This window comes from Demequina sp., assembly GCA_024707205.1.
GTDB lineage: Bacteria > Actinomycetota > Actinomycetes > Actinomycetales > Demequinaceae > Demequina.
In genome coordinates this window covers 1,121,592-1,134,163 of the sequence record JANQAD010000001.1, presented here as the reverse complement: position 1 = coordinate 1,134,163, position 12,572 = coordinate 1,121,592, and the positions used below count along the sequence as shown (strand labels likewise).

8 protein-coding genes and 2 pseudogenes are annotated in these 12,572 nt (G+C 65.1%); 6 read left to right on the top strand and 4 right to left on the bottom strand.

Going from position 1 to position 12,572, the window contains the following annotated elements:
* The first annotated feature begins 15 nt into the window (after nt 1-15).
* Nucleotides 16-1,245, top strand: a complete 1,230-nt coding sequence (locus tag NVV57_05800) for a hypothetical protein (GenBank protein ID MCR6712223.1) — start codon at nt 16-18, stop codon at nt 1,243-1,245.
* Here the strand turns inward: NVV57_05800 and NVV57_05795 are convergent.
* Both NVV57_05795 and NVV57_05790 read right to left on the bottom strand, forming a co-directional pair.
* The gene (locus tag NVV57_05795; protein MCR6712222.1) at nt 1,235-2,359 is read right to left on the bottom strand and encodes a DegT/DnrJ/EryC1/StrS family aminotransferase; all 1,125 of its coding nucleotides are present in this window, start codon (nt 2,357-2,359) and stop codon (nt 1,235-1,237) included. The two genes, NVV57_05800 and NVV57_05795, sit on opposite strands and share 11 nt — an antisense overlap.
* Before the next feature lie 841 nt (nt 2,360-3,200).
* Nucleotides 3,201-3,926, bottom strand: coding sequence for a hypothetical protein (locus tag NVV57_05790; protein MCR6712221.1), 726 nt, complete (start codon nt 3,924-3,926; stop codon nt 3,201-3,203).
* Between the two features lie 130 nt (nt 3,927-4,056).
* Here NVV57_05790 and NVV57_05785 point away from each other — a divergent pair, with 130 nt between their 5' ends.
* Genes NVV57_05785 through NVV57_05775 form a run of 3 tightly spaced genes read left to right on the top strand, consistent with a single transcriptional unit; the run spans nt 4,057 to nt 5,221 of the window.
* A complete protein-coding gene (locus NVV57_05785; GenBank protein MCR6712220.1) occupies nt 4,057-4,350 on the top strand; it encodes a transposase in 294 nt (97 codons plus the stop codon).
* Nucleotides 4,350-5,027 (top strand): IS3 family transposase, encoded by a 678-nt coding sequence (locus NVV57_05780; GenBank protein MCR6712219.1) that lies wholly within the window; start codon nt 4,350-4,352, stop codon nt 5,025-5,027. The genes NVV57_05785 and NVV57_05780 overlap by 1 nt, the downstream gene beginning before the upstream one ends.
* Nucleotides 5,027-5,221: an IS3 family transposase gene (locus tag NVV57_05775; protein ID MCR6712218.1), complete on the top strand. Its 195-nt coding sequence runs from the start codon at nt 5,027-5,029 to the stop codon at nt 5,219-5,221. Before NVV57_05780 ends, NVV57_05775 begins: the two co-directional genes overlap by 1 nt.
* A gap of 39 nt (nt 5,222-5,260) precedes the next feature.
* On the opposite strand, the gene NVV57_05770 is transcribed toward NVV57_05775, so the two are convergent.
* Nucleotides 5,261-7,969, bottom strand: a complete 2,709-nt coding sequence (locus NVV57_05770) for a hypothetical protein (protein MCR6712217.1) — start codon at nt 7,967-7,969, stop codon at nt 5,261-5,263.
* Nucleotides 7,970-8,363: 394 nt separating this feature from the next.
* On the bottom strand, nt 8,364-10,559 hold the full coding sequence (locus NVV57_05765) for a penicillin-binding protein (protein MCR6712216.1): 2,196 nt from the start codon (nt 10,557-10,559) through the stop codon (nt 8,364-8,366).
* A 266-nt stretch (nt 10,560-10,825) separates the two neighbouring features.
* Between NVV57_05765 and NVV57_05760 the strand changes: the two are divergent.
* Nucleotides 10,826-10,987 (top strand): annotated as a pseudogene (locus NVV57_05760) (PadR family transcriptional regulator).
* Nucleotides 10,988-11,379: 392 nt separating this feature from the next.
* A pseudogene (locus NVV57_05755) lies at nt 11,380-12,473 on the top strand (inositol-3-phosphate synthase).
* The last annotated feature ends 99 nt before the right edge of the window (nt 12,474-12,572 follow it).

The following is a 12,572-nucleotide window of genomic DNA, read 5'->3' as shown; positions in this document are numbered from 1 at the left end:
CGTAGACTTCGGGCCATGAAGTACGGGAACGATGAGTTCGCGCCGATCCTGCTGGGCACGGGCGTCAACGCGTACAACATCGCGCGCTGCCTGCACGAGGTGCACGGGATCCGGTCGCTCGCGCTGGGCCGGGTGGCGCTACGGGAGACGTCGCACTCGCGCATCCTCGACGTCCGCGCGTATCGCGAGTTCAACGACCCCGAGGGCATCGTCCGCATCCTCAACGAGCTCGCCGCCGAGCTGCCGCAGCCCAAGCTGCTGCTGTTCGCGACCATCGAGTTCTACACGAACGTCCTGATAGATCACCGTTCGCAGTTGGATGCCCGGTTCATCGTGCCGCTCGTTGACCGCGCGCTCGCGGACCGCCTCATCAACAAGACCGACTTCTACCGGACGTGCGAGCAGCTGGGCGTGCCGCACCCGGTCACGCGCGTCATGACCCCCGCCGACGCTGGCGACGCGATCTGGGGTGACGACCTCCCCTTCGCGTTCCCCGTGATCCTCAAGCCGTCCAACACGGACATCTACCCGCGCCTGAGCTTCGCGGGAAAGCAGAAGGTCTACCTGCTGGACACGGCGGCGGAGGTCCGGAACGTCGCCGCTCGCATCTTTGGAGCTGGCTACGACGACGACCTCATAATCCAGGAGTACATCGACGGCGGCGAGGAGGTCATGCGTGTGGCCAACACGTACTCGGACCGCAACGGCCGCATGCGCTTCGCGTCCGTTGGCCAGGTGGTGCTCGCCGATCACGACCCCACCATGGTGGGCAACAACAACGCCATCCTCTCGGTGGACGACGGCCAGCTCGCCGAGTCTCTCCGTCACCTTCTGGACGCGGTTGGGTATGTGGGCACGGCCAACTTCGACGTGATGGTGGACTCGGAGGGGATTGGGCGGGTGCTCGAGCTCAACCTCCGCCAGGGCGCCACCAGCTTCTACGTGCGCGCGGCCGGCGGGAACATCGTGGAGTGCTTCGTCACCGACTGGATCCACGGCGAGGAGCCCGAGTACACGGTCACGACGGAAGAGCGCCTCTGGATCAACCTGCCGCTGCCCTTGGCGCGGTGGTACGCGCCCCCGTCTCTCAAGGGCCGCGTGCGCGCCGCCGCCAAGGCCGGGTGGAAGCACACGCTGTGGTACCGGCCGGACATGTCTCTGCGGCGCATCCTCAACGTGCTGCGCGTTGACCTTCGCTACGCGCTCTCGACGATCAAGTACCAGCGCAAAGCGCTCAACTCGTAAGTGACCGGTACGCGCCGGCGATCTCGCGGGCGCGCTCCGGGCTCACGTCGGTCGGCAGGTTCACGATCCGGGCGATGACGTCCTCGGTGATCGGCAGCGTGCCTGGCTCGTAGCCGTAGGCAGCCGGGTCATCGACGCCAGGGAAGAGGGCCGGCCGGTACCAGTGGCCCGCGTAGATGCCCTGCGCCCTGAGCTCTGTGAAGACGTGCATGGCGTCCGCACCAGGCGGAACGAGCACGGGGTAGCGCAGCAGCGGCTGGCCCTGCGGGCCGCCCCCGAGCGCATCCGCGTAGGCATCGGTGGCCGCCCTTCGCTGGGCCTCGACTACGGGCAGGGTCGCGAGCGCTCCCGCTGCCTGCGCTGCAATCCAGTTGGTGGCACCCACGGCGTTGTGGGCCAGGCGCCCCTCGCGCTCGGACTGGGCAACGGGGGGCGAATACAGCCTTGCCTTCTCCAGCCCCCGCCCGACGCTGTCTCCCCCGGGCACTCGGCTCACCACCCTGCGGGTCCAGCGATACGAGCGCGCCGCGAGCGCGAGACGCGGGCCGGGTGCGGGGAGGGCTCTGAGTTCGGCGACGATCGCTTCCCGGATTCCGGCGTCCAACGCGGGGTTCACCCACACCGCCCCGCCGAACTTGGTGGGGAGCATCTTCTCCGCTCCAAAGGAGTGGATGGAGACGTCCGCGAGCGGCTCACCCTGTGGGTCGCGAGCCATGCGCGCCACGCTGTGGGCCGAGTCCTCGACAACCACGGCGCCGCCCGCTCGGGCGGCCTCCGCGAGTGCTTGCGAGGCACCAGGGTCAATCAAGCCAAGGGTGTGCTGGATGACCAGGGCGGCGGCAGCGTCGGGCAGGAGGAGGTGAGCGGGGTCGATGGCGAAGGTTGCCGGATCGATCTCCGCGTAATCCGGGGTGAGGCCGGCGACCAGGATGGGGTCAACCGCGGTGGAGCAGGTGAGGGTTTGGGTGACGACGTCGGCGCGGTCGGGGCGGGCGGCTGCGAGCGCGCGGAACACCGCGAGCATGCCGTAGCGGGCCTTGAAGACCGGGAACCAGTCCCGGGCGCCGGTGCCGGTGTGGGCGGCGAGCGAGTCCCGGAGGGTGGCGCTGGTCATAGTGCATTATTGCGGGGCACACTCTGGGACGGGCAATCGCACTACTCCCCGGCCCGGCATTCAGCGAGCCAATTCCTGCACTTCGGGCCCGCGTGTAGCGCGCTTCAGAGCGGCTATAGCTGACCGGCCAGCGAGGCATCACGAGGCCAGCTCGCAGCCTTAGCAACCTCGACCACCTCACCAATGGAGAGACGCGTCAGCGCGACATGGTCCGTGAACCCTGGTCACCTCGTGAGGTCTTGGATTCTGAAGTCCTTCGGACTGCTAGCCACTAGGAAGTCAGCGACATCGGTACGCCAGAGGATCTGATGAAAGGAACGCTTCCCCGCACCGAACCACTCAGGACTGGCTACAACGGGAGGATTCAGTTCGAAGATCGATGGGGGCGGGGCCGGTAGTGCGTCCATTCCGACCGGCAACCAGCGGGTGACCCCGCACTCGCCACATGTTTCGGCAGAGGCGCCGTGTATGGCGTGAATGATCGGGCCGACCTCCGAAGCATCAAACCACGACGAATGCGATGAGTCGATCATGAGCTGGCTGGCTGGGAGCACCTCCCGACGGACCGAGACTACGGGCCGTAGTCCAATGCCAAACCGTCGATGGGCGTCTTCGGAGATGGACTGCACCGCACAGTAGACGTCAAACCGCCAATTGGGAACCCATGCACCCTCGAATGTGAGTCCCTTGCGCTGGAGAACAAGAGGTCCTATTTGTGGTCGGTTGGGCACGCCGCAGGAATGGCACCATCCGTCCTCGCCGAACATTGGAGTGAGACCCCACGAGTCTTCCGGCCATGGCCACCCGCGATTGCGGCGGAGGGTGATCTCAACGTACTTGGTCATCCGACTCCCAACGCTTGTCCAACCTCGGGATAGTAGCCATAAATGTCCCTCGCGGCATTGTTGACCATAGCTGGTGTGACGTTTCGAGTTCCGTACGGTATGGCTTGACGCCACGCGTTCGTGAATGCCTGGTGCTCGGAACGTGTCACGACAATGCTTGCCCAATCCGACGTGTTGCCCCCCATGACATCAGCGAATCGCTTCTCAATAAGGTGGTGTGCCTGAATCTCCCCACCATGCCCAGCCGTTACAAGCCGCTGGGTGCTGTACGGGGCAATTCCTTCCGCCGCGTGGGTGAGTTCACCAAACTTGCTTGCACCTGTCGCTACCTCAACGGCCTTACCCAGTTTCGGTAGCTTCCCAACGCCTGGCGCGATGCCCACCACGGCCCATGCACAGGAGCCGCGGTCGCCTCCGACGCATCGTTCGATGTCTCCGAAGAAGAACTCGTTGGCGGTGATGCCGAAGGTCGCGCCAACACTTTCCAGCACGCTCTCGACGTGGATCTCTGGGGTGTTGAGGACAGCGAGGAGCCTGTTGTAACCGACTGCTTGGCCCACATTGATGTGCGTGAAAGGCATGGTGGTGTTCCAGATGTCGATGGCGCGGCATGTGGTTCCCATGTACCAGCAGTTAGTGCCTTGGGGCTTGTTGATCGTGCCCTTGGCGTTCTGCACGATTAGGGCGTGCGCGGCCTTCGTCTCCGGATCGGTGGCGTTCACGGACGCGTAACTGGACCAGCACCGATCCGCGGCAAGGCCCGTCATCCCCACACACCCGGGGTTCAGTCTGACGTGTCCCCCGTTGGGTGGAGTCCTAGCATCGGGTTGAGGCCTGAGGATTGGAGTCCTGATGGCGAAGGTGCCGGCATATCCGACGGAGTTCAGGGTCCGGGCAGTGGAGTTGTATCGCTCGAGTGGGCTGTCGATTGAGAATGCTGCCCGCCAGGTCGGGGTGTCACCGACCACGTTGGGCAACTGGGCGCGGCAGGCCGCGATTGATGCGGGCGAGGCGCCGGGGGTGACCAGCCAAGAGCATGCCGAGGTTGTCGCGTTGCGCAAAGAGATCCGCCGCCTGGAGATGGAGAACGAGATCTTGAAGAAAGCGGCAGCGTTCTTCGCGAAGGAGAACGTCCTCCCAAAATGATGTTCCGGCTGGTGGAGACACTGGCCGGGCAGGGAATCCCCATTACGGTCAGTTGCCGCACGTTGGGTGTGTCGGTGTCGGGATTCCATGCTTGGCGCTCGCGTGGACCGTCGAGGCGTGACCGTGCTGACCGTGAGCTCACGGCGGTGGTTCGGGCGATCCATGCGGCGTCGCGGGGCACCTATGGGGTGCGCCGAGTCCATGCGGAGCTGCGCCTGGGTCATGACCTCATCGTGAACCACAAACGGATCGAACGGGTCATGCGAAACGCGTGTATCCAGGGTGTTCACCACCGCAAGTACCGGCGAGGCAAGCCCTATCGGCTGCCCGCCGTGTTCGAGGATCACGTGCAGCGCCGCTTCAGCGCGGAGCGTCCTGACCAGTTGTGGGTCACCGACATCACGCAGCATCCCACCGGTCAGGGCTGGGTGTATTGCGCGGCCGTCGTTGACGTGTTCTCGCGGCGCTGCGTGGGCTGGTCCATCGCCAACCACCTGCGCACCGAACTGGTGCTGGACGCGCTCGAGATGGCCCGCCTGCGCCGCAACCCGAACGGCACGATCGTGCACTCGGACCGCGGCACCCAATTCACGTCGTGGCTGTTCGAGCCAGGCTGCGCCAACTGGGTCTCATGGGCTCGATGGGCAAAGTCGCCTCCGCGTATGACAACGCGCTGATGGAATCGTTCTGGGGCTCCATGCAACTCGAACTCCTGGACCGCCGCTCCTGGACCACCAAGACAGAACTGGGACAAGCGATCTTCGAATGGATCGAAGCGTTCTACAACCCCCGCAGACGCCACTCGTCCCTGGGCTACCTCAGCCCAAACCAATACGAAGCCCTTCACAACCAAGCCGCGGTAGCGGCATGATCACAACAGAAGAAACCACTCCACCAAAGTGGGGACACGTCAGTAGTAGTTCCGCACCCCGGACTGGGTGGACCCGTCCGCACCGGTCGTGATCGACGCAAGCAGTTGTCCTTGAAGGGCCGGCGTGTCCGTCACGGTCGCGCTCGAACCCACCATGGGGGTGATACTCACCGAAGCGGGGTCACCGACTTGGCGGTAGTCGCCGTTGAGTCCCCGGAAATACTGGTTCGTCGTAATGCTGCGGTCAGCGCCGGTGCCGGTGGTGACTTTCACTTTCCCGTACCCGCGCCACGAGTTCCAGTGCTGCTCCCCGGTGCCGCGGGCGAAGACGAAACTGTTCTGATACGCCCACGCCGGTGTGCCCACATAGTCATAGGTCGTGACCCTGGCGGGTGCGCCGCCCCCGATGTTGCCCACGGTGATCTTCTCGACCAGGTACTTGTGGAAGATCCCCCATTCGGCGGGTTGGGACCCTGCCCCGTCGGGGTCGAACTTGACCTTGTAGCACTCTTTGGTGTTGGTGTCCCAATGCCCATCAATGTCGGCAAACCACGCAGCCCAGCCGGACCAGGACGTGCCCGTCTCGGGACATTTGTTCGGTGTGCCGGACCCCTTGTAGGTCACGTCAACGGTCGCCCCAAGGCTGGTCGTGACCCTCGAGACCCTCAAGTGCCGGAAGGCTTTCGTGTCACTGTCCCAGTCGACCCTGTTCTTCAGGGAGATCGCGTCGAAGGCGGTCACAAAACTCAGTTGGTCGTCACTGCTGGTGGTGGGCGATCCGAACGCTTTGGTTTGGACGTCCTTCAGCCACAACATCCTGGGCGCGATATCCGTGGGGTCTGGAAGCAGGAACCTCGGCTGGAACGTCTGAGCTGTCGCCCACGCCCTGGACCCCGAGGTGGTCACAATGTATTGCGTCGTGACGGTGTCCAGGCGTTGGGTGGTGAAAAACGCGGGCGTGTTCTGCGCCGACGTGCACGTCGACTGGCACCACAAATCCAATGGGGTGTCCGGGTATTGGGCGGCGTTCGCGACCGTGCGGTCTGGGCACGACCCGAGCACGGGGGTGGTCGCGAACGGGCTGATGGTGTCCTTCGCCCTGCCAATGCATCGCGCCTGCGTGTCGAACACCACGCGCGCGTTCGCGGTCGTGGGACCGGCTTCGTTCGTGTAGTCATACCGGATCTGGTTGGGGTAGATCGCCGCCGTGTAGTACCCCGTCGCCGACGGGTTCCCCGCCCGGGCGTACCGGTTCTGCTCCCTGGTGTAGTAGTACGCGGACGCGTTCTCGCTGGGATCAATGACCCGGTCAAGCATCCACCGGTACCCCTGATTGCAGTAATCGCCCTGCGCGGTCCCACCACAGCGCGGCTCACCCGCATCATCCCCATACACCGGCACCGTGGCGACCGAGTTTGTGGGACTCCCGTTCGGTGCATCCAACCCGTACCCGAACATGTAGATCGACCCGTCCGGGGTCTGCACCCAGAAGTACTCGTTGTTGTTGTCATCATTGGAGCCGGTGGTCTTGACCGTGACCCTGGTGCCGTCATCCTCCGACAACCGGTACGTGTCCCAGTCGGCATCCCAAATCAGTTCCTGGGTAACACCATTGAAGAAGATCACATACCCCGCATGCGCGTCATCTCCCGAATACGTCGACTGCCAGCACAGTTCCGTGGCGTGCGCCGTGAACCCGTCCTTCCCACAATTGCGATACAACCGTTCGATGTAGGGCATCTGCAACGACCACCCTGACCCCGCCCACCCCGACTGCGAATTCGTCTCCAAGTTCGCGCCGTCGACAGCGCCCGAGTTGTAGGTCAGTGCCAGCTGCGGTGCCGCACCGGCCGACGAGGGCACCGTGTCGATCGGCACCGAGTAGGTGAAAGCCCCGGACTGCTCCGACACCCCCCAGGAACCATCCGCCTCCATCTTCGTCGCGGTGTATGTCCCGGTGTCGCTCGAGGCACCAGACACGGCCGCGACGATGCTGCCACCCCCGAACGACCCATCAGCTGCGAGCCCAGACTCACCAAGCCCAGACAGGAGATCGCGGATGCTGGAGGCTCCGCCGGCGACCCTGGAGCCGATCGAACCAACCTCACCCGCAGCCTGAGGGGACTCGTACGGGACGATCGCGGACAGGGTCTGCTCGTCGTCATGGTGCGTGGTCGTGAGAGGAAGCCCGGTGACGCAGGCGGGGATCTCCGGGGTCGTGAGCGCACACTCAGGGAACACCATGAGCTGCAGCCGGCCACCGTAGTCACCCCCATACGCGTCACCAAAGGTGCTGTAGTCGACAGTGAACCCAGCCCACGACGGCACCTCGCCGTCGGCGCCGGTGGTGCCGCTGAAGTCCCGCAACCTGTACGCAACCACGGCACCCGGAATGAACTCCTCCCCCTCACGCGGAATCACCTGCACCGACACGTGGTCGCCCTCGTCTGCCGGGTCGACGGTGGCGAGCGCCAAGTCCGGGCGGCCCGTCCCAGCGTTGGTCGCCCACGGCTCATCACCGAATGCGGTCTGAACGAGTTCCGCGGTGACCGGCTCCGTGAGCCCCAACCCGTCGTCCGGCTCCAACGCATCCGGGGTGTCCGGCGCCATCACCGACTCCTCCGGAGCCACCACCTCAGACGACACGGACGCTTCCGGAAGTTCTACCGTTGGGCTGGTCACCACCAGCTGCTCCCCAGACGGCGCCGCAGGGCTCGGATGCTGCACGGTCGCCGAAATACCAGGCATATCATTGTGGACCGGATCCGGCGCCTCCGGCGACGGTGTCGGCGAAACAGACGGTTTCGGCGAGGGAACGGTGCTCGGGCTAGGGCCAGGCGACGGCTCCACCGAAGGCTCAACTCCAGGATCCGGCGAAGCACTCACGCTCGGCTCAGGCGACGGCGACACCCCCGACGCGGGCGTAGCCAACCCAGCGAGCATGACCCCAACACACACACCCGAAACCACCAACGACAAACGCCGAGCAGCCACGTGAACCCCACCCAAAGTCCCCCTGGCCGCGATGCAAGGTGGGACGAACGTAGCGCTAAGGGACAAAGCACGCAAACGGAACGCCGGACCCGACGACTGCGCGCACGGTGTCAGGTGCCGCGCCTGCGCACGGCATGACGTTGAGCCCTTACGGCGTCGGAGCCACCGTCGGCACGTCGGTCGGCACGGGATCCGGCGTCGGCGTCACTGACGGCGTCACCACTGGCTCGCTCGTCTTGGTCGGCTTGGGCGTCTCGGTCACCTTGGGGGTCGGCGTCGGCGACGCGGCGACGCCAATGTTGGCGCGCGGCGGGAACTTCTCGATGTCCGTGCCCTTGAGAATCGGCGCCATCATCCACGTGAACACGCGGGCGGGAATGGTGCCACCGGTGATCTGGTCGAAGCCGCCGAACTTGGTGATGTTCTCAGCGGACCCGTCCTCGCCCACCTGGTAAAGCGCCACGGCGCCAACCACGGAGGGGGTGAAGCCAACGAACCACGCCGACTTGTTGTCGTTCGACGTACCGGTCTTGCCGGCGATCGGGCGGCCGAGTTCCTTCACGTACGTTCCGGAGCCCTTCTGGACCACCTGGGTCATGGCGTACGTGGTGTCCGCCATCACGTCGGAGGCGAACACCGGGGTGGACTCGACCTCGTGCTTGTAGATGGTCTTGCCGTCGGCGTCGATCACCTCGGAGACGATGTACGGCTCCGTGCGCACGCCGTTGTTGGCGATGGTCGCGTAGGCGCGCGCCATGTCCAGCACGTGCGGAGACGCAGTGCCCAGCACGTTGGCGGCGTTGTCCGTCAAACCAGCGGTGTCCTCAGGCAAACCGGCCTTGATCGCGGTCTCCATCACAGCGTCGGGCCCCACCTGCTGCCCAACCTGCGCGTAGACGGTGTTCACCGAATAGGCGGTCGCGTCTGCGAGCGAGATCTTGCTGAAGCTCTCGTTGTTGAAGTTGCGCACCTTGCGCTCAAAGCCGGGGATGGTCATGAGGTTCTTGCCGGAGTACGTGCTCTTGAGCGAGATGTCGTTCTCAAGCGCCGCGATCAGCGCGAACGGCTTGAACGTGGAGCCCGCCTGCGCGATGTCCTGGGTCACCGCGTTGCGCTGGCGCTCCAGGTAGTCGTGGCCGCCGTACATCGACAGGATCGCGCCCGTCTTGGGATCCAGAGTCACCGCACCCACCTGCAGGTTGGGAGAGTGACCCTTGGGGATCTTGCTCACAGCCTTGACCGTGGCCACCTGATCCTTCTTGTTGATGGTGGTGATGACGGTGTAGCCCATGGACTCGATCTGGTCCTGGGTGATGCCGGTCTCTTCCGCCACCTCGGCGAGCGCGGTGGTCAGCAGGTAGCCCTGCGTGCCCGCGTAGGTGTCCTTGTTCTTGTACTCGATGGTCTCAGGGAACACCGCCGCAGTGCGCTGCGCCTGCGTGATGTAGCCCTCCTGCAGCATCGAGTCCAGCACGTAGTTCCAGCGGACCTCGGCGCGCTCGGGGTCGAGGCGAGGATCCCAGGCCGACGGAGCGGGCACGATCCCCACGAGCATCGCCACCTGGTCAACGGTCAGCTGGGCGGCGGACTCGCCAAAGTACTGTCGCGCGGCGGCCTCGATGCCATACGCACCCCTACCGAAGTAGATGGTGTTCATGTAGTTGCCGAGGACCTCGTTCTTCTCCTGCTGGTTGTCGATCTTGTACGCGAGCAGCGCCTCGTTGATCTTGCCCTTGATGGACGTGGTGGTCTCGCCAACGTAGTAGCGCTCAACGTACTGCTGGGTGATCGTGGATCCACCCTGCTTGTGGCCAAGCACCACGGTCTTGAACAGCGCGCGGGCCGTGCCCATGAAGTCGATGCCGTGGTTCGTGTAGAAGGTCTTGTCCTCCGAGGCGACGAACGCCTGGGGCACGTACTCCGGAAGCGTGGAGATGTCCACGATCTTGCGGTCCGCAACGCCGAGGCGTCCCATGAGGGTCTTGCCGTCCGCGTAATAGATGGTCGACGACTGCGCCTTGGCGAAGTCGGCGGGCTCCGGCACGCTCAACCGCGAGTACTGGAACGCGAGGCCAAGGAAGCCCAGGATGACCGCCGCGCATCCCGCGATGAGCACGCCAAGACCAACGCGCTTGGTGACGCGCTTCCAGCGCGGTCCCTCCGGCTGCTTCTTGCCGTTCTTGGTGGGGGGCTTCTTGCCGCCGCCACCCGTAGTGAAGCTGCCCGACGGGGTGGCCGGCTTTGGCGCGGGCCTCACCGAGGTGCGCACAGGGTTTGAGGCCTGCTTGGCGGTCGCTGCAGGGCGCGTCGAAACGCGCTGCGGTGCCTTCGGCTGGTCGTTCACGTGTGTGATCCCTCGATGTTCGTGGTGTGGATGGTTCCGCGCCAGTGCGGGGGAGGTCTGGTGGCCTAACGCGCGAGGCGGGCGAAAAGTGCCAGCCAGCCGCAGCGTCGGGCCTGCGCGGGCGAGGAATCTTCCCCCCGATTTGCGCGCCCCCCAACTACCCTCTATCTTATTCGATGTATCGACGCGATACAACTAGGCGTTACAACGTGCCGAGAGGAGTGACCATGGCAAAGACCGACGTTCTGAGCCTCGCGATCCTCGGCATGCTCGCGGAACAGCCCCTGCACGGCTACCAAGTGCGCAAGCTCCTTGGTGCCGAACTGGGCCCGTTCCGTGCCCTCAGCTACGGCTCCCTGTACCCATGCCTTCGACGCATGGAGGCAGAGGGCCTCATCACCCTCGCCGAGGACGATGGCGACGGTCGCGGCTCGCGCCGCTCCCGCATCGCCTACGCCCTCACGCCCGCAGGCAAGGCGGCGCTCGATGCGGAACTCGCATCGGCCGGCGCCCACTCGTGGGACGACGATGCGTTCGACGTCCGCTTCTCGATGTTCGGCAAGACCGACTCGGCGACGCGGCTGCGCATCCTCGAGGGTCGCCGCACCCGCCTGGCCGAGAGGCTCGACGAGGTGTCTGCAGCGGCGCGCCGCCAGCGCGACCGCTACGACGCCTACACCGCTGAACTGCAGCGGCACGGGCTGGAGCAGGTGGAGCGCGAGGTCGCCTGGCTGGATCAGCTCATCGAGAACGAACGATCCGCGAATAGCGGCCCAACACCCCCCGTCCGCGGCTGCGGACAACAACTAAGGAGAAAACCATGGCGAAGCTGCGCGTTGCCATTGTCGGCGTCGGCAACTGTGCCACGTCGCTCATCCAGGGCGTCGAGTTCTACAAGAACGCGACCGCTGGAGACACCGTGCCCGGCCTCATGCACGTCCAGTTCGGGGACTACCACATCTCGGACATCGAGTTCGTGGCGGCCTTTGACGTGGACTCGCTCAAGGTTGGCAAGGAACTCGTTGAGGCCACGCAGTCCTCCGAGAACAACACCATCAAGATCTGCGACGTCCCCAAGACGGACATCCAGGTGCTTCGCGGCCACACCTACGACGGGCTCGGCAAGTACTACCGCCAGACCATCGTCGAGTCCGACGAGACGCCCGTTGACGTGGTCAAGGTGCTGCGCGAGACCGAGGCCGACGTCATGGTCTGCTACCTCCCCGTCGGCTCCGAGGACGCGGCGAAGTTCTACGCGCAGTGCGCGCTCGACGCCAAGGTCGCGTTCGTGAACGCGCTTCCCGTGTTCATCGCCTCCGACCCCGAGTGGGCTGCCAAGTTCACCGAGGCCGGCGTGCCGATCGTGGGCGACGACATCAAGTCCCAGGTGGGCGCCACGATCACGCACCGCGTGCTCGCGAAGCTCTTCGAGGACCGCGGCGTTCGCCTGGACCGCACCTACCAGCTCAACGTGGGCGGCAACATGGACTTCAAGAACATGCTCGAGCGCGAGCGCCTCGAGTCCAAGAAGGTCTCCAAGACCCAGGCCGTCACGTCCAACCTGAACTCCGGCCCGCTCGCCGGCCTCAAGGACTCGCGCGACGTGCACATCGGCCCGTCCGACTACGTCGCCTGGCTTGACGACCGCAAGTGGGCGTACGTGCGCCTCGAGGGCTCGGCCTTCGGCGAGGTGCCCCTGAGCCTCGAGTACAAGCTCGAGGTCTGGGACTCCCCAACTCGGCCGGCATCATCATCGACGCCATCCGCGCGGCGAAGATCGCGAAGGACCGTGGCGTTGGCGGACCCATCCTCTCAGCGGCGACGTACTTCATGAAGTCGCCGCCCGTGCAGACCGAGGACACCCTCGGGCGCACGCACCTGGAGGAGTTCATCGCGGGCACGCGCGAGCGCTAAGCGCTCCTCGCCGCTTGACCCGCGGCAAGGCTGGGGCCGGGTTCCTCTGAGGGGGGAACCCGGCCTCTTTGCTTTGCCTGGCGGTGCTGTGCCTTCTGT